Raw genomic sequence first — 21167 nt, forward strand, 5'->3', positions numbered from 1 at the left:
AGTCAATCGGTCGTCGTATCGACGACTTCGGCGCCCGGTCCGTTTCTGATGATCGATTCGATGGCATTCTTCGCCGAAGCCTTGCTGGAATAGCCTTCCGTCCAGAACATCGTTTCCGCGTTGTAGCAGAAATAGGCCACATACTCGCCGGCCTTGTTCTTACGGATCTCGAAGCGATGCGCCATCAAGTGTCTCCTCGGTTGGGGCTGTCCGGGTAACTGAGCAATTCCGGCAGGAGAACGCAAGGCGATTGGCCCGCCGTTGCAACCTGGAAGCTGTCAGCCAAGCCGCGCCGGAGCGTAAGGCGCGGGATCGACCGGACCGCCCGCCTCTCCCATCAGCAGCCGCGCGCCCAGTTCGGCGGCGGCAGGCGCGGTCTGGATACCGAAGCCGCCCTGGCCAGCGAACCAGAAATAGGCCGGGTCCTCGCTGGCGAAACCGTAGACCGGCAGCCGGTCCGGGGCGAAACTGCGCAGACCGGCCCAGCGATGCTCCAGTCGCTTTATCGGCCAGTCGACCACCTGTTCGAAGCGATCGATCGCAAGCGCCACGTCGAATTCCTCCGGAGCGGCATCGCAGGGGCAACTCGGCGTCTCGTCATGTGGGCTGAGCCAGAGCCGGCCGCTTTCGGGCTTGAAGTAGAAGCCGCCGGAAATGTCGAGCACGAGCGGCAGGTCGCCGGGAACCTCAGGGATCACGGCAAGCTGCACCACCGTACGGCGATAGGGCGTGATGCCAATGGGGCGCTGCCCGGCGATCCCCGCGACCGGATCGGCCCAGGCCCCTGCCGCGTTGACGAGGATCTCTGCCCGAACCTCTTGTCCGTCGGCCAATTTCAGCGTCCAGCCGGAGGCCTCGCGCCGCGCTTCGGCAAGCCTTGCCCTGCATCGCAGTTCGATCCCGGCCTTGCGCGCCTGTGCAAGGTAGTACTGGTGCAGGCTCCCGACGTCGATGTCGCAGGTGCTCGGCTCCAGCGCGGCGCACGTCCAGCCTTCGCGCAAGTGCGGCACGCGCGCTTCCATCCCGGCCCGGTCGAGCAGTTCCACCTCGACTCCGATCGCCCGATAGGTCTCGGCAAAGGCCTCGATCTCGCTTTCCTGCCCGGCCCTGCCCAGGGTCACGGCGGTGCGCGGCGTGAGCATGCCAAGTTCACGCAGGATCGGGCCGGATGCACTGGTCAGCGGCTGCACGCCGGGGCCACCGTAGCTTTCGGCCCAGAAGGCAGCGGAACGTCCGGTGGTGTGGTAGCCGGGCCGATCCTCACCCTCGATGACGAGCACCCGCGCCCGCGTCCCGATTGCCGCGGCAAGCGAGGCGCCGGCCATACCGGCCCCGACAATCACGATATCGTAACGCGCGTCCATTGCCGGGAGCCCCTAGAGCATTGCGGCAAAGCCTGTGAACCGGTTTTTATGCAACTTGCTTTGCGTTACCGGCAGGCGGGGGCGACGCGGTCGAGGAACTTGCGGATCTCGGCCAGCGCCCTTTCGCGCACCGGATCGAGTTCGCGCAGGATCTCGTGACGGCATTCCGGGCCGAAAGCGACCAGCTTGCCGCCCGGCAGGCGCTTTGCCGCCCGGGCGATGGCTCGCCACGACACGAGGCGATCCCGGGTCGTCCCCAGCAGCAGGACCGGCACCGGCACCGCCTCCAGCGCACCTGCCTTTTCCAGTCCGCGAATCGAGTCGAGCGCCCGTTCGATCCAGCCCCAGCTGGCCGCGCCCATGGTGATCGCAGGGCGCTCGCGCCGCCAGAATTGTTCGTCTTCGTAGCGCGAGGCATCGTGCGTCAGCAGCAGATTGCGGGCCCGGTGGACGAGTTCGGGCTTCTCGTCGCCCGACCATGCAGCGCGCCGCGGATCGCCGAACCGGACCATCACCTTGGCGATCTGATGCAGCACGAAACTGGGCACCCGGTCGGGCAGCAAGCCCAGCATCGGTGCCGAGAGCACCAGCGCATCGGGACGCACCTTGCCCTCGGCCACTGCGCGCAGTGCAAGGTGTCCGCCCATCGAATGGGCGACGAGAACATGCGGCCCTGGTGTTCGGGCGCACCATTCGTCCCACAGCGCCACGAGGTCATTGATCCAGATGGAGAAGTCGTCGATGTGCCCGGTCAGCGCGTCGACCCCCAGACGGCCGCTCAAAGCCTGTCCGCGCCAGTCCGCCGAGGTGACTTCCCAGCCCTCGCCATGCCACTCGTCCAGGGTCTCGAGCCACTTCTCGTAAGCATCGCCGCGCCCCGGCATGAACAGGATCGAGCCGCGCGCCTGCGCTGCCTGCGGAGCCGGCCAGTCGATCCGGCGAAGCCGCGCTCCATCGGGAGTGGTCCACCAGCTTTCGCGGGCCGCGGCGGGGATCTCCCGCCGTGCGCTGGATGGGGTCGGGCAGGTCTGTGCAACGGTCACTTGGCTAATCCCGGCCTCAGGGGCTTGGTTACTATTTGATAAGTGATAATCGGTAGAGCGGTTCCCGATCAGGGGGACCACTACATGCAAGGCGGGTATTTTTCGTACGCATTGCTGGCGGCATTGGCAACTGCACTGCTCTACGCCGCCTATACCGACGTAAAGCGGCGTGAGATCGACAACTGGCTGAACGCGGCCATCGCGCTTTGCGCGCCCGTCTGGTGGTATTCGGCCGGATATGGCTGGGCCGACGTCGGCTTCCAGTTCGGCCTGGCGGTCCTTACGTTCATCGTCACCTGCTTCCTGTTCGCCATGCGCCAGATGGGCGGAGGCGACGTGAAGCTACTGACCGCCCTCGCCTTCTGGTTCAGCCCGGCCGCCTTTATCCAGCTCATCGTCATGATGGGCGTGATCGGCGGCGGCGCGTCTGTGGCAATGGCCTTTTTCAACATGCGCCGCGTGCCCGGTGAAGTCGTTCGCGACGTGCTGGCTGGCGTGACCGCGATCGCATGGGTCTGGTGCGCCTGCCTGTTCGTCTATGCCATGGCGACGCGCCAGCCGCTGGTCGATGCCGATACGCTCAATGCTCTTGGCACCTTCCTGCCGCAGCCCTGGACGATCGCGCTCGCGATCCTCGCCGTGCTCGCACTTTTCGCATTCGGGTTCCGTCACATGCTGCGCAGGCAAAAGTCTCGCCTGCCGATTCCCTATGGCGTCGCCATCTCGCTCGCAGGCCTCTGGGTACTTAGCGAGCAGGCCTATTCGGCGGCACTTTTGAGCTGAATTCTTGGATGAACCTCATTTTAACCAATTCACCCGATGTTGAGGACAACTACTCGGGGATTTCTAGGGGGCTTCAGAGCCATGGATAAGAAGAAGCTGGTGCTGCTGGTCGTCGCGCTGCTCGTCGCAGCGGGGACGGCCTTCGTCGCCCGTTCGATGTTTGCAGGCGCCTCCGCGCCGCAAGCCGATGCCGCGCCGGCCGCGCCGACGGGACCCAAGGTCCTCGTCGCCCAGCGCGCCCTGCCGGTGGGAACCATCATCACCGCCGATGCCATCTCCTTCCAGGACTGGCCTTCGGAACTGGTGAAGGACGCTTACTTCATCGATGGCGAGGCGGACATGTCGAAGCTGCTCGGCACCGTCGTGCGCTTCCCGCTCACCGCCGGCCAGCCCGTGACCCAGGGTTCGCTCGTCGCGCCTGGCGACCGCGGCTTCCTTGCCGCCGCGCTTGGCCCGGGCATGCGCGCCGTGACCATTCCGGTGTCGGCCAAGACCGGCGTCGGCGGTTTCGTCTTCCCGGGCGACCGCGTCGACCTCGTCCTGACCCAGCAGGTCAAGGGCGAAGGCGATCCGCTGCGCACCTCCGAAACGATCCTGCGCAACCTGCGCGTCCTTGCCACCGACCAGACCACCGACAACGAGGTCGTCGACGGCAAGACCGTGGTGAAGGCGTTCCGTACCGTGACTATCGAAGTTACCCCGCGCATCGCCGAAAAGGTCGCCGTCGCGCAGGAAATCGGCACGCTCAGCCTTTCGCTGCGCTCGATCGCCGACAGCCAGGGTGAGTTCGAACGGATCCTTGCCAACGGCGAAGTGAACGTGCCCGAAGGTGCGACCAAGGAGCAGGAAAACCAGCTCGTGCGCCAGGCGATGGAACGCCCGATCGAAGGCAACACGACTTACGTCACCGGCGGCGACGTCTCGCGCTTCCAGCGCTCGAGCCGCCCGATGACGGCCGACGAACGCGCCGCGCGCAGCAATGCCATGGCCGTCGCCTTTTCCAACCGCGGTCCGGTTTCGGATGCCGCTCCGGTTCGCTCCGGCCCGATCGTTCGCGTCACCCGCGGCAAGACCACCACTGCAGAAGTCGTGGGAGCCAAATAATGGCAACCCCAACCGCAATCGATTTCTCCGCCACGAAGGGCAAGGTCATGAAACAGCGCCTTCTCAAGTCCGTGTTGAGTGCCGCCTGCGCCCTGTCGCCGCTGGCCATCGCCGTCCCGGCTCCGGCTGCAGCCCAGTCGGTAGTCCGCCCGGCGCAGGATATCTCGCTTTCGATCGGCAACGGACAGCTCATCAACGTGCCCGGCACGATGACCGACGTCTTCGTCGCCAATGAGGCGGTCGCCGACGTGCAGGTCAAGTCGCGCAACCAGTTCTACGTCTTCGGCAAGGCCGGCGGCACGACCACGGTCTATGCCAGTAACGCGGCCGGTACCGTGATCTGGTCGGCCAACATCCGCGTCGGCTCCAACCTCGACAGCGTCGACGACATGCTGCGCCTTGCCATGCCCGAGGCCAAGATCGGCGTCTCGACGATGGGCTCCAACACCTTCCTGCTGACGGGCACCGTCAAGACGCCGGAAGACGCCTCGGAAGCAGAGCGCCTCGTCCAGGCCTATGTCGGCGACAAGTCGAACGTGATCAGCCGCCTGCGCATGGCCACGCCGCTGCAGGTCAACCTGCAGGTGCGCATTGCCGAAGTCAGCCGCTCGCTGGCCAAGTCGCTGGGCGTCAGGTGGGCGACAACCGACAGCACAGGCGGTTTCAAGTTCGGCATCGGACAGGGCAACGCAGTCGGCTCCTTGTTTACTCCGGGCGGGCCGCTCGGCGTGGGCAACGTAAAAGCCAGTGAAGGCGGCTCGGACATCGTGGGCACCACTACCGGCACGACCCTTGGCGGTGCAGGAAAGCTGCTGGGCCTCAACCTGCTCGGCGCGCTCGATGCGGGCGAGACCGTCGGCCTCGTCACGACGCTGGCGCAGCCCAACCTGACCGCGCTTTCCGGCGAAACCGCCGAGTTCCTCGCAGGCGGCGAATTCCCGATCCCGATCAGCCAGGGCCTCGGTTCGACCTCGATCGAGTACAAGAAGTACGGCGTCAGCCTCAGCTACACGCCGACTGTCCTCGCCAATGGCCGCATCTCGATCCGGGTGCGTCCGGAAGTCTCGGAACTCTCGAGCCAGGGCGCGATCGTGCTCAACAACTTCGAGGTCCCGGCGCTCACCACCCGGCGCACCGAAACGACCATCGAGCTGGGTTCGGGCCAGAGCTTCATGATCGCGGGTCTGCTCAGCAACAACTCGCAGAACACGATCACCAAGATGCCCGGCGCTGGCGATCTGCCGATCCTCGGCTCGTTGTTCCGCTCGACGAGCTACAAGCGCGGCGAGACCGAGCTGGTGATCGTTGTCACCCCTTATCTCGTCAACCCGGTCGATGCGAACCAGATCGCCTTGCCGACCGACGGCTTCCAGGCTCCCAACGAACTGCAGCGCCTGCTGGGCAACATGGCCAGCGACGGCGCCAGCGAAGCCAAGCCGCCCCAGCCCACGCAGTCGCCTTCGGCTGTCGAGGGTCCGGGCATCGGCGATGCCTCGGGCAGCGGCAAGTCGAAGAAGAAGGCGAAGCGCACGGCCGCCGACGACTCCGCCAGGCCCGGCTTCACCCTGAAGTGAGAAAGGTAGTGACGATGCACAAACCGAACATGGCATTCGCCAGCCGCGCCGCCGGCACTGCCCTCGCTCTGGCCCTCGGCCTCGGTCTTGCAGGGTGCGGCGGCATTCCGTCCAACCGCTCGATGAACAGCGTCCACCAGCCGGTCGTCGAGAAGGTCAACTACACGCTCGACGTATCGACCGGCGGCTCGGGCCTTGCCTATGGCGAGCAGCAGCGCCTCGCCGGCTGGTTCGAGGCGATGGGCGCGAAGTACGGCGACAAGGTCTATGTCGACGATCCCTCCGCCAACAGCTCGACCCGCTCCGCGATCGAGGCTGTCGCTTCGCGGTACGGCCTGCTTCTGAGCGAATCCGCCCCGATCACCGAAGGTTATGTGCCGGCCGGAACGGCACGCGTGGTCATCACGCGCTCCAAGGCCAGCGTCCCGGGGTGCCCCGACTGGTCAGCCAAGAGCGATGCCAATCCCGCCAACGGCCTGAGCAGCAATTACGGCTGCGCAACCAATTCCAACCTCGCCGCGATGATCGCCGACCCCGAGGACCTCGTGCGCGGCGCCACGACTACCGGCGAAACCTCGGTCATGAGCTCTTCGAAGGCGATCGACATCTACCGCAAGGCGCAACCGACCGGCGCCAGCGGCCTCAGCAACACTTCAAGCAAGGGTGGGAACTGAACCATGAACGCTCACTGGAAGACCGGGAGCCCCAACGGACGCGACCAGTTCGCCGCCTACTTGTGCGACGAAGCCTCGCTCGACGTCCTGCGTCCTATCGCGATGGAAATGGGCTGGCAGCCGGAAAAGTGCAACAAGGGCGGCCTGCGCAATGCCGTGCAGTCGCTCTCGATCACCGCCAGCCCGAACATCCTGATGGTCGACCTGTCGGAAAGCGGCGATCCGCTAAACGATATCAACGCCCTCGCCGAAGTCTGCGAGCCCGGAACGGTCGTCGTCGCGGTCGGTCAGGTGAACGACGTTCGCCTCTATCGCGACCTCATCGCCAGCGGCATCCACGATTACCTGCTCAAGCCGCTTTCGCCGGCGCAAGTGCGCGATTCCCTCGCCCAGGCGCAGACGGTCTTCGCGGCGCCCAAGAGCCATGACGCGGGCGCGGTGCGCCAGCACATCGCCACGGCCGTGATCGGCACGCGCGGCGGCGTCGGCGCCTCGACGCTCGCCACTTCGCTGGCATGGCTGTTCAGCGCCGACCACAAGCTGCCGACCGCACTGCTCGATCTCGACATCCACTTCGGCACCGGCGCGCTGAGCCTCGACCTCGAGCCCGGGCGCGGCCTGACCGACGCGATCGAGAATCCCAGCCGCATCGACGGCCTGTTCATCGAACGCGCCATGATCCGCGCGAACGACAACCTCGCAATTCTCTCCGCCGAAGCGCCGATCAACGCGCCGCTGATGACGGACGGGGCTGCCTTCGTGCAGCTTGAGGAAGAGTTTCGCCAGGCATTCGAGATGACCGTCATCGACATGCCGCGCAACATGCTGATCAACTTTCCGCAGCTCGTTGCCGATGTGAACGTCGTGGTCCTCGTGACCGAGATGACGCTGGCCTCGGCGCGCGATGCGATCCGCATGCTCTCGTGGCTCAAGTCGCACGCACCGCACGCACGCGTGGTGGTCGTGGCCAACAAGGTCCAGTCCAGCCTTGCCGAAATCAGCAAGTCCGACTTCGAAGCCTCGATCGAGAACAAGATCCAGCTCTCGATCCCATACGACCTCAAGGCGGCATCGATGGCGGCCAAGCTCGGCCAGACTTTCGCCGATGCGAACCGTTCCAGCAAGGCCGGCAGCGCCATTCGCGAACTCGCCCGGATGATCACCGACACCGGCGACGATGCCGCGATTTCGCCGGCCGGCAGCAAGTCGCTGCTCGGCAAGCTCGATATCAAGTCGGTGATGAACAAGGTCAGCAAGAAGGCCGCAGCCGACGCCTGATCCCTGCCGGGGGGACACCCTCCCGGACGGGAACGTGGCAAGAGGCTTGGGCAGAAGGCATAGGACAGCATGAACGCACTTCAGCTGATACTGGTCGTAGCGGGAATGACGAGCATCATCGTGCTCCTCTTCTCGGCATTTTCGGGCCCCTCGCCGACCAAGGAATCCGCACGCCGCCTGAGCAGCCTGCGCTTTCGTCACTCCGAAAGCGCGACCGCGCGGGTCGAGGCCCAGATGCGCAAGGCCGTGGCCGCCCGCAAGCCCAAGATGCACCACATCGCCGGGTCCGGTTCGCGCATCGACGCGCTGGCCCTGCGCCTGCACCGCTCTGGCCTGCCCTGGACCCTATCGCAATACATCTACACCTCGGTCGGCATTGCCCTTGCCGTCACCATCCTGTTCTTCCTCAAGTCGGGCGCGTTCTTCCTGTCGCTGGCGTTCGGTCTCTTCCTCGGCGCGGGCCTGCCCCACTCCGTGGTCGGCCATTTCATCAAGCGCCGTTCGAACGCCTTCACCGTGAAGTTCCCAGACGCCATCGAACTGCTCGTTCGCGGCCTGCGCTCGGGTCTTCCGGTCACCGAAACGCTGAGCGTGGTCGCCAAGGAAGTTCCCGGCCCGGTGGGCGAGGAATTCAAGCTCGTTACCGAGCGCATCAAGATCGGCAAGACCATGGAGGATGCGCTCCAGGAAACCGCCGACCGCCTGGCGATGCCCGAATTCAACTTCTTCTGTATCACCCTGGCCATCCAGCGCGAGACCGGCGGCAACCTCGCCGAAACGCTTGCCAACCTGGCAGACGTGCTGCGCAAGCGCGCGCAGATGAAGCTCAAGATCCGCGCGATGAGCTCGGAATCGAAAGCCTCCGCCTACATCGTCGGCGCCCTGCCCTTCATCGTCTTCGCCATGATCTGGTGGATCAACCCCGGCTACATCGGCGAATTCTTCATCGACGAGCGTCTCATCGTCGCGGGACTGGGCGGCATGGTCTGGATGGGCATCGGCGCCTTCATCATGGCCAAGATGGTCAGCTTCGAGATCTGAGGGACTGGAAACGATGATCCAACAAGCATCCGGCCCGACGCTCCTCGGTTTCGACGTTGTCTTCGTCGCGACGCTGCTGGCTGCCGTGGCCGCCGTCGCGATGATGCTCGCCATCTATGCCGCGGTCACCGTGCGCGACCCGATGGCCAAGCGCGTCAAGTCGCTCAACCAGCGCCGCGAAGCGCTCAAGGCCGGCATCGCCACGACCGCGCGCAAGCGCCAGAGCGTGGTGCGCCGCAACGACACCACCGACAAGATGGGCGCCTTCCTCGGCTCCCTGAAGGTGTTGCAGGACAGCCAGCTCAAGGAAATCCAGCAGAAGCTGGCACAGGCCGGTATCCGCAACAAGGAGTGGGCCGTCGCCGTTGTCTTCGCGCGCCTCGTCGCGCCGATCGTGCTGGGCGTCACTGCCGCGATCGTGATATACGGCATCGACTACTTTCCGGAATGGAGCAGTTTCAAGAAGTTCGGCGGTTTCGCCGTCGCGCTTCTGGCGGGCTACAAGGGCCCCGACATCTTCATCCAGAACATGATCGCCAAGCGCACCGACGCGATCCGCAAGGGTCTTCCGGACGCGCTCGACCTGCTGGTCATCTGCGCCGAAGCCGGCCTGACCGTCGACGCCTCGTTCGAACGCGTTGCCCGCGAACTGGGCCGCGCCTATCCGGAGCTGGGCGACGAGTTCTCGCTCACCTCGATCGAGCTGTCGTTCCTCACCGAACGCCGGCAGGCTTTCGAGAACCTCGCCTGGCGCGTCAATCTCGATGCCGTCCGAGGCGTCGTCACGACGATGATCCAGACCGAGCGCTACGGTACGCCGCTGGCCTCGGCCCTGCGCGTGCTCTCGGCCGAATTCCGCAACGAGCGCATGATGCGCGCCGAAGAAAAGGCCGCGCGCCTGCCCGCGATCATGACCGTGCCGCTCATCCTGTTCATTCTGCCGACCCTGTTCGTCGTCATTCTCGGCCCGGCGGCCTGCTCGATCGCCGATGCCTTCTCGGGCGGCGGCCCCGGCAGCAACTGACAATCCGATCCCGGCAAACAGAAAAGCCCCTCCCGGAAGATCCGCGGAGGGGCTTTTTTGCACTCAGTAGCAACGCGGAGCGCATGCCCCTCCTCGAACGGAGGTCAGGCGCCCTCGCCGAGTATCCGACTGGCCACCGCATCCAGCCGCGCCACGAGTTGCGGATCGCGCGCTTCCGGCGCGGTCACCAGCGCGTGTTCCAGCGCGTAATCGAAGGGGCTGGGCTCACGGCGGGCCGGCAGGTTGGCGGCCAGTGCGCGCACAGCCTGCCGCGCCAGTTCGGCATTGGCCTTCATCACTTCCAGCACTTCGGAAACCTCGACCGTCGCGTCCACGCCGCGCCAGCAGTCGTAGTCGGTGACCATGCCCAGCAGGGCGTAAGGCAGTTCCGCCTCACGGGCTAGGCGCGCCTCGGGCATGGCGGTCATGCCGATGACGTCGGCGCCCCATTCGCGATACATCAGGCTTTCCGCCCGGGTGGAGAATTGCGGCCCGTCGATGGCGATATAGCAACCGGCTTCATGAACGCTGGCACCGGCCAGCCGTGCCGCCGAGGTCGCCATGCCGGCAAGGCGGCGGCAGACCGGATCGGCAAGACTGACATGGGCGACCATGCCGGGGCCGAAGAAGCTGTTGTTGCGCCCCACGGTGCGATCGATGAACTGGTCGACCGCCACGAAATCTCCCGGTGCCATCGCCTCGCGCAGCGAACCGATTGCCGACAGCGCGAGCACGTCCGTAACACCGCAACGCTTGAGCACGTCGATGTTGGCGCGGTAGTTCACTTGCGAGGGCGGCAGCACGTGCCCTGCCCCGTGGCGCGCGATGAAGGTGAAACGCACGCCGTTCAGACGGCCGGTCGTAACCGGCCCGGAAGGTTCGCCGAACGGGCTGGAAACCGGAATCTCCTGCGCCTCGTCAAGGTCGATACCGGCGGCCAGTCCCGATCCGCCGATCACTCCGATATGCCAGAAGGGGCTTTTTTCAGCGCGCAAGGATGCCTGCCATGATGATGTCGATGGTGTGTTCGCGGTAGCGGTCGCGCAGTTCCTCGGTCAACGTATCCTGATCGAAGCAATGCTTGAGCACGAGACGCGCCGAGAAGAACCGGTCCACCGCGCCGGTCACGGTAAAGTAGAATAATTGCGGATCGATTTCACGAAACGCACCTGCCTTGACCCCGTCGCCGATAAGCTGTTCGTAGGCGCGGTACATCGGCGAGAGATAGCTGTCGGCAATGCGGCGCGCTTCGGTATCGTCGCTTTCGCGGATCACGCGCATCGTCAGGCGGTTGAGATAGGGCACCGTGTAGAAGGTATCGACGACCTTCCACAGGTGACGGCGGAGCTTGGCTTCCGGGTCCCAGCCGTCCTTGGCAACCAGCGCGTCGACACTGGTGACGATCGCTTTCCAGTCCCGGTCCAGCAGCGCCTTGAGCAGCCCGGCCTTGTTCCCGAAATAGTACTTCACCAGCGCGGAGTTGAGGCCTGAGCGCAGGCTCAGTTCGGACAGCGAAATGTCGATGACATCGCCATCGCGCATGATCTCGCTGGCCGTATCCAGCAGCAGGGCGCGGGCACCGGGCGGTACGCCGGCAACCTCACCTTCACCCTTCGCCATCGGCTGCCCCTTCATCGCACTCTTCTGTCCTGCACTGTCATTTCGGCCCCATGCGGATCGCTCCGTCGAGACGGACCGCTTCGCCGTTCATGTAGTCATGTTCAAGCATGAAAAGCGCCAATGCCGCGTATTCCACCGCTTTTCCGAGCCGTTTGGGGAACGGGACCATGGCCGCAAGCGCCTGCTGCACCTGGTCGGGCATACCGGTCATCATCGGCGTTTCGAAAATGCCCGGCAGGATCGTGTTCACGCGAATCCCTTCGTTCATCAGGTCGCGTGCGATCGGCAGGGTCATGGCCAGCACGCCGCCCTTCGACGCCGCATAGGCGGCCTGGCCGATCTGTCCGTCCTGCGCCGCGACCGAAGCGGTATTGACGATGGCCCCGCGCGCGCCATCTTCGTCCACCGGATCGAGCGTCACCATTCCCGCCGCCGACCTGGAAATGCAGCGGAATGTGCCCACGAGGTTGATTCCGACCGCCTTCTCGAACAGGCCCATGTCATGCGCACGCGGCGCGCCGGTTTCCCGGTTCTTGCCTACAGTCTTGGATGCAGGCGCGATGCCGGCGCAATTGACGAGCACGCGTTCCTGCCCATTGGCCGCCCGCGCCTTTTCGAAACCGGCATCGACACTGGCATCGTCAGTCACGTCGACCGCGCAGAACACGCCGCCGATTTCAGCGGCAAGGGCCTCGCCCGCCTCGGCATTGAGATCGAAGATCGCAACCTTGACGCCCTTCGCCGCAAGAGCACGCGCTGTCGCCGCTCCCAGGCCCGAGGCCGCCCCGGTCACCACCGCAGACACAGAGCTGTCGAGTTTCATCCCGTTTCCTTCTTCCTGCACTCACCCTGCTCATCCGCAGGCGATTTAATCAATCGATTAAATGCCCCTTCGCGGCTGGTCAATGCGCAAGAAAATTATCCGGCGATATCCGCCGGCCGGAAAAGGGTCGCAAAATGCGGATCAACCGCCCTCTGCGTTTGGATCGAGCAGTTTGACTGCGGCAGTAAGATATCCGCAGTGCCGGTCCAGATCAGTGACCGATCGTGCCGCGCTCAACTTGCGAGCGTTCGATCATCGCCCTATCGCTGCGGCGCTGGGCTTCCCACTGACTCTTGCGCAAACAGACTTTCTTGGAACGGATCAGCGACCCCACTTCCTTGACCCGTTCGCAAACGACGGGGTCAGCCTCTTTCGGCTCGGCCTCCGCCGAAGCTTCAACGGAACCTTGCGCATCGGCCTTGGCGGCATCCGCTGTCTGTGGGGCTGCCGCAGGCGCTGTCGCCTGTGCTGCGAGCACAATAATAATGCTTGAAATCATAGCAATCAGCAACTCCATGTCGCATTGGAGCTTTCCAATAAAATGACTTAGATTGAGAGAGTTAAATATACATTTTTAGTACATTTCCTTCAAATACGGGCAATATCGAAGGCAATCGTCATGCGCTCTCCTTCACGAAATGGCCGGGTGCCGTGCCACATCCAGGAGGGGAACAGAACGAGCCGCCCTTCCCTCGGCTCGACCGTCTGCCGCGGCGAAAGTTTGATGCCCATCCCCTCTGGCGCGCCGCCCAGATCGAGCTGTCCTTCACCCACTTCGAGGCCACCGGGAACCGAGAGATAGAGCGCGGAACTGATCCAGCCTTGCGGATGATGATGCGCAGCGTGAAAGCCTCTGCCGCCCAGCCGCACCGACCAGCTCCCGGAAAAGCGCACCCTGCCTGTGCGTCGCTGCGAAAGCATCGGATGCCCCGGATCGACAGGCGGCAATTGGCCCCGGAACTCGGCGACGGTACTTCGCAGGACTTCGCGCATCCTCGCGATTTCCGGCTCCACCCGCGCCAGCAAGGCGCCTTCCGTCTGGGTACCGTTGCGTACCGATTGATCGAGGAACCGGCCTGACCCCTTGTGCAACCTGCGCAGCAATGCGCGAAGCGGCTCGAGACCAATGCTTTCAGCCGGCAGATCGATGACCTTCACAAGTCCGGCCCGCCCGTCGAGCCATTCGCTTCGCTCGTCCCCGGTCAACCGCCACGCGAGTGCGGCATAGGGCCACACGCTTTCGGCCCCGGTTGGCTTGAGCCAGGGCTCGACTTCAATCGCGGCAGCCCGGTAATCGCCAGTGCGCAGCCAGTGCCGCGCCCGCCAAACGGCATGACCGGCCTCCGCAGGCGCACCAAGTGCATCATGCAGCGGCCGAGCCTCATCGCTGCGTCCCAGTTCATCGAGAGCCGCCGCGCGCGCCATTTGATAGGGCGCCAGCGCGCCGCGCAGCGCAATCGCCGTATCTATGGCTTCAAGAGCTTCGGCATGGCGCTCGCCCTCAAGCAACAGATCGATGCCCAGCTTGCGCAGCGCATCGCCATGCGGGAAACGCTGCAGTGCGCGTTCAATGCTGGCCATCGCCCTATTGCCATGACCAAGTAATGCCGCCGTCTGCGCAAATTGGCGATGGCCTTCCATCCAGCCAGGATTTGCGGCCAGCATCGCATCGATTTCGGCCAGTCCCCGCTCTCCTTCCCCTTCGGCGAACCGGGCCGAGGCCAGACCGAGACGAATCTCCGCTTTCGAAGGTGCAAGAGCAATTGCGCGTTCGAACAGGGTGGAAGCAGGCAGCCCCGCCTCTAACGTGACATGAGCCAGAGCATGGGTCAGGCCCGGATTGCCGGGAGCGAGCCGCAAGGCCGCCTCCATCGAGGCGATTGCCTCCTCGCGCCGGTCCAGTGCGCGCTGCAGCAAGGCCGACCAATGCAGCAGGGTCGCGTCCTCGCCGTGATTGCGAAGCCAGGCGGCAAGGCGCGGTTCAGCCTGTTCCTCGCTGCCTTCGGCGAGCGCGCGCTCAGCAAGCGAAATCAGGGTCTGCGCATCGTCTGCCATCGGCTTTCCCTTATCCCTGACTGCCGTGCCGACCTTCAGAAGCAATCATCGCGGATACCGCCTCGCGCTCCACCGCAGACAATCCGGGGTGCCAGGCATCGAAGATGAGCACGACACGCAGGACATTGCTGGGATTGAGCGCTTCGTGTTCCATCGTATCGTCAAAAGCGAAGGCCTCGCCTTCGCGCCAGAACCGCGTCTCGGCGCCCACGCGGAACCAGCAGCCTTCGGGCACGACCAGCGGCAGGTGACAGACCAGGCGCGTATTATCTACGCCGACATGCGGCGGGATGGCGGTATGCGGGGCGAGCAGGGAGAACATGGCATTGGGCGAGGCGCCGGCGACCCGGGGTTGCGGCAGCCGAGAGAGGATCTCCATGGTGCGCGGGCACTGCGCGGCATTGCGCTCCACCGCGACGCCCTGCTTGAGCAAGTGCAGCGCGCTCCAGTCATTACTGTGGTTCAACGGCTGCCACTGCGCCAGCGCCTCGCGCTCCTCGTACTGGATATAGGGCTCCAGCTCGCCCCGTTCGGAGTGAAGGAGCGCCAGCATTTCCTCGCGGATCGCCTCGAAGCCCGCTTCCACTTCGGCAAGCCAGGGCGTTGCCTCGCGCGGATGGAATTCACGCTCGACAAGGCCCGGGTAGTGAAAATGGGTGGGTTGACTGTGGTAGACCTTGCTCTTGCGCAGGATGTTGTTGCGGAACCGGGCGATGCGCCACGCCTCGTCAGCGCTCGCCTGCTCGCGCGGTACCGCCGCAGCCTCGGCCAGTCGCGCCTCGCGCTCATCCTGCCATACCGCATGAAAAGCCTCACCTGCAGCCAATGCAGCAGCCAAGGGCGGAGCAAGCGGGGCATCAGGGCGTTGAGCCAGCGCTTCTCCCCAGGCCTCCCCGGCTTCGGGATCGCCCAGTCGCTCCAGCAGTCCTGCGCGCATGACCAGTGCCATGAAGTCCAGCGGCGCCAAAGCGAGCGCACGGTGCACCGCATCGAGCGCCTTGCGCGGCTGCCGCAAGGCTCGCCGCAATCCTGCCAGCTTAAGCCATTGCGCGACCGACTGCGCCCCTTCGACAGCCGCCTCTCCCTCGATCAGCAGCGCTTCGAGCCGCTGCGCTGCCCCAGGTAATTGCCCGGCGGCCACCATCCTGTCGACTTCGGCGAAGGCATCCGTCGACGTCATGGGGTCAGGCCTGCACCGTTTCCGGTTCGACCGGGTCATCCCAGCCGGGAACGCGGTCGTCCTCCAGCGAGTAGCCGAAGCGCTCGACCCAGGGCCTCAACTGTTCCAGCACGGGTGCCAGGTGCTTTTCGTAGCGGTGCCAGCGCCCGGCCGCCCGGGTATAGATCGGCTCGGTGACTTGCGCGTAACTGGCCGTGCGCACCACGCCGCGCGCACGCGCCGCTTCGCGGTGATCGAAATCCTCGCCCTGCCAGGGTAACCCCAGCCACTCGAACACCGGCGCCAGTTCGCGCGCCTGATCGGTGACGAGACGTTCATAGACCACCGTCTTCACCGGCAAATCGAATATCGTCCGCGCCTTCGACCAATAGGAAAAGGTCATGTCGTAAAGCTGCGCCGCCGTTTCCAGCTCGAGGAAATTGCTCATCGCGTGGTTGGTGCGGAAATTGGTAATGAAGCAGCTCAGCAGCACATCGCACGGGTGGCGCAGGGCCAGCAGGAACCTGGCATCGGGGAACAGGCGGCGAATGACCGGCACCTTGTTGAGGTGCAGCGGATGCTTGTCGATCACGCTGGTCTGCGGGCCCAGTTCACCGTGCTTGGCAACCCGCTCGAAGTAGCGCGAGCGAGCTGCTGCGATGGCGTCTGCCTCGAGTCCCGCAAGCGCCTCGATCCCGCCAAGCTCCTGCTCGGCCTCGGCGATGAAGTGCTCTTCCTCGAGCACGATGGTGTTGGGCGCCGTCATCAGCATCGTGTCGAGCAATGTCGTTCCCGAGCGTGGAAACCCGAGCAGGAACGTGGGCGAAGGCCGTTCGGCTTCGGGGGCTGGTGTCCAGGAAGAAACCCAGTCTTCAGTCAGCAGTTTGCGGCCCGTCGTCACCATATCGCGATAACCCTGGGCCCGCTGGCTCGGCTGCGAGGGTTCTGCCAGGTGCCGCCGGTTCATCTCGGCGAATTCGGCAAAGGCCTCGTCGTAGTGGCCCATGCGGTCGAGCATGATCCCACGCAGCTGATGCTTGCGATTGGCAACGACAACATCGCCCGCAGTGTCCAGCGCGGCCAGCGCTTCCTCGAAACGCTCGGCCCGCTTGAAGCGCAGGGCATCGATGAATGCCATCGTCGCTTCGTCCGCCTGCGCCTCGACCGCCCGCTCGCGCAGCGGCTCAAGCTCGGCCTCGCGATTGGTCCGCTCATACAACGCGGCAAGCCCGACAAGCGAAGGACTGAGCGCCGGCTCTATCGCCAGAGCGGCTTCGAAATTCGGCTCCGCGATAAGAAAATCATTTCGGCGCGATGCCTCCTGCCCATAGTCGGACCGAACACCTGCATCACCGGGCGCGCGGCGCGCAGCCTCGGCGAGCATCCTGTACGATCTGTCATCGTCGCCAATACGGCGATAGAATGTCGCGAGGGCCAGGACAGGCTCGGCATCGTCCGGGTCCATATCCATGGCAGTCTGGAGGGTTTTCTCGCCTTCCTCGAAGCGCTCAGCCTCGATCAGCGCATTACCGAGGTTGATGCGAATCGGTGCCGCATCGGGCGCAAGCTTGAGCGCCCTGCTCAAGGCATTGGCGGCCTCATCGTGCTCTCCCAGTGTGCTCAGGGCATTGCCGAGGTTGTTCCACAGGGCCCAATCGTCCTTGTCCCTGGCAACGACGTGGCGATAGAGTTTGACGGCACGCTCAAGATCATGGGCTTCCTGCGCAAGGTGGGCGCCCAGTCTGGCCAGCCGAAATGTCGGATCGGCCTGCGCCGAAGCATCATCGCACAATGCAAGGGCACCAGCAGCATCGCCGGTGTGGAACAGCGCTTCGGCGAGATTGACCCTGATGGTCAGGTCCTGGGGACGATGGCGGTGCGCCACCTGCAGATAGTTCACCGCGCGATCAAAACGACCGCGGTGGGATTCTACGGCTCCGGCCAGCGCCGCAAGCACGGGATCGTCGCCGTGCTGAGCAAAGCAACTCGCCGCCATGACCGCCGCTTCGTCGAGCCTGCCCATTCGTGCCAGTGTGGCAATCTGGCGGAGTTGGTCGGGCGAAGTAGCTGCAGCCATGAGAATTCCGGGTTTTACGCCGACCTTTGGCCGACCGAAAAGAATTGGGCGGCGGTCTCCCAGTGGAACACCGCCGCCCAGGCTAATCGCTTTTGAATTCGATTAGAAGTTCATCGTCACACCGGTGAACACGTAGCGACCCAGAGCGTCGTAGGTGCCCGGATACGTGTTGCCGTTACAAACGGTGCTGGCGCAAGCGCTGGCGCCGAAATTGGAGCTGCCGTTGGTGATCAGCGGCGGCTGCTTGTCGAAGATGTTGGTCGCACCCAGACGCCACTGGAGATGGTCGCCAATGTCGTAGGTAAGCGTCAGATCGAAGTAATCCTGCGACTTGATCTTGAGATCCTGATCGTAGGCGTCCGATGCAAGTGTCGTGCTCGGATTAAGGTATTCGACCTTGACCGACGAGGTGTGACGCCACTGGACCGATGCACCGAACCCGTTAGCCATCTTGAAGGTGGTACGGAACTTGTGCCGCCACTTGGGACGCGGGCTCGTGCAGGTCGGGCCGTAATATCCGACGCAGTCGTAGGTCGGATTGAGACCGTCGTCGACGACGAACTTGTCCAGCAGTGTACCGACAAGACTGAAGGACAGAGTGCCAGTGGAACCGATCTCGGTCGACCAGTTGCCGTTGAACTCATACCCGCGGGTCTTCACACCGCCGACGTTGTTCTGGATGTCGACTACGTTGCCGTCCGAAGTCAGCCAGAGCGAACCGGCCGGGTTGCGCTGGATGAGGGCGCAAGCATCGAGGTTCACGTCATTGACGCACGAAGCAAGGATGGCATCTGCGCCAAACTGCTGGATCGCGTTCTTCACCTTGATGTCGAACCAGTCGATGCTCAACGACAGGCGGGGAATCATGTTCGGTTGAACCACGATACCCAAGGTCTTGGTGGTCGCCTTCTCCGGGGTGAGATTCGGATTGCCACCGATCGTGCCGTTATACTGCTGAGCCGGGTTCAGAGTTACTCTCTGGCCAATGCTCAGACCCTGGGCGAGACAGCCCACATCGGCCGCGGTAAGGGTGAAACCGGCGCAAGGATCGGTAACACCGTCAAGAGCGACGATCTGGGGTGCGAACAGTTCCTGGATGTTCGGCACGCGAACGGCCCGGTTGTAGCCTGCGCGGATACGAACGTCGGAGACAGGCGCGAAGTCGACGCCCACCTTGAACGTGTCCGTGTTGAACGTGCGACCGTTCGAAACGCTGTAATGCGAGTAACGATAGCCGCCGTTGAACGACAGGTTGTAGACGAAGCTGTCCTGGATGACCGGGATGTCGATTTCGCCGAAGAACTCGGTAACCTTGTAGCTGCCCGAGGTATCCACGGTCGGCGCACCCTGACCGGTCAGGTCACCGGTGTTGAACGCGTTATCGGCCGTAAGTTCCAGCGAATCACGGCGATATTCAACACCAAGGGCGATGTTCACGCCATCGCTGGCAAGCGGCGACTGGACACCGTATTCGCCAAGCAGACCCGTAACCGATGCGCTGAGCACCTGCTGCGACGTCTGGCCGGTGATGATGCCGGTAGCGTTCAGATAGTTCAGCTGATCGGCCGTGATCGGATTACCGCTGAAGATATCGAAAGGTACGCAATTCGGGTCGGTACCGTTCAAAGCCGAAGCGCAGACCGGATTGCCGCTACCATCGGTCACAACATTGAGCGCGTTGCGTACGCGGGCAATGGAGAACTCGTTCTTGTAGACCTGCTTATAGTTCGTGCGACCATACTGGTAGTAGGCGTCGTAAGACCATGCCTTACCCAGTTCGCCGCGCGAACCGATAACCGTACGAAATGCCGTGTGTTGAAGGTCCGAAATACGGGCCCCGCCTTCGACGTTACGCCGCAGGAGCTGGAAGAACGCCGTGCCAGGTGCCGCAGGATTGTTATCCACGTTAGCCTGCGAATCCGGGCTGAGCGTATCGTACAGGCTCTGCACCACGGGGAAAGTGCCCAGGTAGCCGAGGACCGTGTTCTGCGGCGTGCAGACCGCGGCCTGCTGCGCCGCCGACATCAGCGGATTGTCGCAGTTGATCGTCAGCGTGTTGCCGAAGTCGCCCGAGGGAGCGATCTGCGCCAGGGTACGGTCATCCATGAACATGAATTCCATGTACGGATGGATCGCCTCGTTGATTTCGTAATCAGCAAAGACGCCGGCAGTGTAACGCTCGTCCGGACGCTGGAAATAGTTCAGCGGCGCGTAGTTGTAGCGCTGCACCAGACCACGCGTGAACGAACCCGCTCCCAGACCGCCGATGGTCGAGGTGGTGCCGGTGACATTGCCGTTTCCGTCGGTCGTCGTGTCGTAATAGATGACGGTACCGATGCTGTTGGTGAGCGATCCGCCGCACTGCAGCGGGGCATCGCTATTGAACCCGCCAGCGCTGCCGTCATTCGCCTGAATGGTGCAAGCCGAATAGTCGCGCTTGCGCTGCAGGACCGGACGTGTCTTGCGATAGCCCGCGTAAGCCGTGAGGTGGCCGCGGCCATCGTCAAAGCCCGCACCGAACACGGCCGTTACATCGTACTGACCGCCATCGGCGGAAGTGCCGGTCGGATAATCGAAGCCCGAGAAGCCGGCATTCTGACGATCGTCGAGCAGCGGCGGGACCAGGGAGTTGCGGTTATTGTGGGTGTAGAGACCGTAGTTGGCGTCGATCTTGAAGCCTTCGAAATCGGTGTCCATCACGAAGTTGACGACACCGGCGACAGCGTCAGCACCGTAGGTAGCCGAAGCACCACCGGTGAGGACGTCGACGCGCTTCACGAGAGCAGCCGGAACGAAGTTAAGGTCGGCAGCCGAGCCGTTGGTAGCGTCGTTCGGGTCGCCCGGCATGAGGCGGCGACCGTTGATCAGCACCAGGGTGCGCGACGGACCGAGGCCGCGAAGGTCGACCTGCGCGGTACCGGTGGCGCCGTTGGCAAGGCCGGAAGACTGCGAGGCGAGAACCTGCGGCAGCGAGTTCAGAAGGTCTTCGGTGCGGGTGGTGCCCGAGAGGGTGATATCGTCGGAAGTGACGGTGGTGATCGGAGCGATCGCGGTCTGGTTCGGCGCGACGATGCGGGTACCGGTAACGATAATGACATCGCCACCGGACGAGGTATCCTCGGCAGCATCCTGCGCGAAGGCAGAATTGCTGAGGAGAGCGAAGCCCAACACCAACGGTGCAGCGCCTGCCTTCAAAGCAGTCAGAGTTTGCTTGTTCACAGTGTGTCCCTTTTTCTTAGGCGCGGCGTGACCCATTGCGCCTTCGATTCTTGCCTCCAACGCGGTGTGACCCGGTGCGCCTTCAGCCTCTCTCCAGCGCGGTGTGACCCTTTGCGCCTTCGATTCCCCGACCCTTGTGACCCCCCTGAAAGAAAATCTCCGAAGGTCGGAAGATTGGCTTTCTTCGCGCAAAGGCCATGGCGTTCAAAGGGGTTTGGTCTTCAAGTTGCAACATTCGCCAAGGATTGTGGTAATTGAGCAACAAATGCTAGGAAGCTGATAATCTTACAGCCAGACCGGAAACTCGGCCGCCTTGCATATTACCTGCA

At 63.8% G+C, this 21167-nt stretch carries 18 protein-coding genes; 7 read left to right on the forward strand and 11 right to left on the reverse strand.

From position 1 onward, the window contains the following. Positions 1–2 precede the first annotated feature (2 nt). From J3474_RS13925 to J3474_RS13935, 3 genes are all read right to left on the reverse strand, one after another. A complete protein-coding gene (locus J3474_RS13925) occupies positions 3–185 on the reverse strand; it encodes a DUF1508 domain-containing protein (protein ID WP_013833120.1) in 183 nt (60 codons plus the stop codon). A 93-nt stretch (positions 186–278) separates the two neighbouring features. Further along, positions 279–1364 carry an FAD-binding oxidoreductase gene (locus J3474_RS13930; protein WP_207094579.1) on the reverse strand — a complete coding sequence of 362 codons (1086 nt, stop codon included), beginning with the start codon at positions 1362–1364 and terminating at the stop codon, positions 279–281. A 65-nt stretch (positions 1365–1429) separates the two neighbouring features. After that, the gene (locus J3474_RS13935; RefSeq protein WP_207094580.1) at positions 1430–2407 is read right to left on the reverse strand and encodes an alpha/beta hydrolase; all 978 of its coding nucleotides are present in this window, start codon (positions 2405–2407) and stop codon (positions 1430–1432) included. A 123-nt stretch (positions 2408–2530) separates the two neighbouring features. Between J3474_RS13935 and J3474_RS13940 the strand changes: the two genes are divergently transcribed. The 7 genes from J3474_RS13940 to J3474_RS13970 all read left to right on the forward strand — a co-directional run bounded on the left by J3474_RS13940 (position 2531) and on the right by J3474_RS13970 (position 9885). Then, positions 2531–3190, forward strand: coding sequence for a prepilin peptidase (locus tag J3474_RS13940; RefSeq protein ID WP_242528406.1), 660 nt, complete (start codon positions 2531–2533; stop codon positions 3188–3190). A gap of 81 nt (positions 3191–3271) precedes the next feature. Then, positions 3272–4294: a Flp pilus assembly protein CpaB gene (gene cpaB, locus J3474_RS13945; RefSeq protein ID WP_207094581.1), complete on the forward strand. Its 1023-nt coding sequence runs from the start codon at positions 3272–3274 to the stop codon at positions 4292–4294. Further along, on the forward strand, positions 4294–5868 hold the full coding sequence (locus tag J3474_RS13950) for a type II and III secretion system protein family protein (protein WP_207094582.1): 1575 nt from the start codon (positions 4294–4296) through the stop codon (positions 5866–5868). The genes cpaB and J3474_RS13950 overlap by 1 nt, the downstream gene beginning before the upstream one ends. A 14-nt stretch (positions 5869–5882) precedes the next feature. Beyond that, the gene (locus tag J3474_RS13955) at positions 5883–6542 is read left to right on the forward strand and encodes a CpaD family pilus assembly protein (RefSeq protein ID WP_232512729.1); all 660 of its coding nucleotides are present in this window, start codon (positions 5883–5885) and stop codon (positions 6540–6542) included. A 3-nt stretch (positions 6543–6545) separates the two neighbouring features. Next, positions 6546–7820, forward strand: coding sequence for a pilus assembly protein CpaE (locus tag J3474_RS13960; protein WP_207094583.1), 1275 nt, complete (start codon positions 6546–6548; stop codon positions 7818–7820). Positions 7821–7889: 69 nt separating this feature from the next. Beyond that, entirely contained in the window at positions 7890–8861 is a 972-nt protein-coding gene (locus tag J3474_RS13965; RefSeq protein WP_007011569.1) for a type II secretion system F family protein, read from the forward strand. A 13-nt stretch (positions 8862–8874) separates the two neighbouring features. Continuing rightward, positions 8875–9885, forward strand: a complete 1011-nt coding sequence (locus J3474_RS13970) for a type II secretion system F family protein (RefSeq protein WP_207094584.1) — start codon at positions 8875–8877, stop codon at positions 9883–9885. Between the two features lie 104 nt (positions 9886–9989). On the opposite strand, the gene mtnP is transcribed toward J3474_RS13970, so the two are convergent. The 8 genes from mtnP to J3474_RS14010 all read right to left on the reverse strand — a co-directional run bounded on the left by mtnP (position 9990) and on the right by J3474_RS14010 (position 20838). Further along, positions 9990–10880: an S-methyl-5'-thioadenosine phosphorylase gene (gene mtnP, locus J3474_RS13975; RefSeq protein ID WP_207094585.1), complete on the reverse strand. Its 891-nt coding sequence runs from the start codon at positions 10878–10880 to the stop codon at positions 9990–9992. Next, entirely contained in the window at positions 10870–11505 is a 636-nt protein-coding gene (locus tag J3474_RS13980; RefSeq protein WP_013833110.1) for a TetR family transcriptional regulator, read from the reverse strand. The genes mtnP and J3474_RS13980 overlap by 11 nt, the downstream gene beginning before the upstream one ends. A gap of 37 nt (positions 11506–11542) precedes the next feature. After that, complete coding sequence (locus J3474_RS13985; RefSeq protein WP_207094586.1) at positions 11543–12328, reverse strand: SDR family oxidoreductase; 786 nt, start codon at positions 12326–12328, stop codon at positions 11543–11545. Positions 12329–12539: 211 nt separating this feature from the next. Beyond that, positions 12540–12845: a hypothetical protein gene (locus J3474_RS13990; protein ID WP_207094587.1), complete on the reverse strand. Its 306-nt coding sequence runs from the start codon at positions 12843–12845 to the stop codon at positions 12540–12542. 71 nt (positions 12846–12916) lie between these two features. After that, positions 12917–14383 (reverse strand): putative 2OG-Fe(II) oxygenase, encoded by a 1467-nt coding sequence (locus J3474_RS13995; protein ID WP_207094588.1) that lies wholly within the window; start codon positions 14381–14383, stop codon positions 12917–12919. 10 nt (positions 14384–14393) lie between these two features. Further along, the gene (locus J3474_RS14000; RefSeq protein ID WP_207094589.1) at positions 14394–15563 is read right to left on the reverse strand and encodes an aspartyl/asparaginyl beta-hydroxylase domain-containing protein; all 1170 of its coding nucleotides are present in this window, start codon (positions 15561–15563) and stop codon (positions 14394–14396) included. A 4-nt stretch (positions 15564–15567) separates the two neighbouring features. Continuing rightward, entirely contained in the window at positions 15568–17565 is a 1998-nt protein-coding gene (locus J3474_RS14005) for a tetratricopeptide repeat-containing sulfotransferase family protein (RefSeq protein ID WP_242528407.1), read from the reverse strand. 156 nt (positions 17566–17721) lie between these two features. Beyond that, positions 17722–20838 carry a TonB-dependent receptor domain-containing protein gene (locus J3474_RS14010; RefSeq protein ID WP_242528408.1) on the reverse strand — a complete coding sequence of 1039 codons (3117 nt, stop codon included), beginning with the start codon at positions 20836–20838 and terminating at the stop codon, positions 17722–17724. Positions 20839–21167: the final 329 nt, after the last annotated feature.

Origin of the sequence: Novosphingobium sp. PY1 (assembly GCF_017312445.1) — a bacterium.
Taxonomy (GTDB): domain Bacteria; phylum Pseudomonadota; class Alphaproteobacteria; order Sphingomonadales; family Sphingomonadaceae; genus Novosphingobium.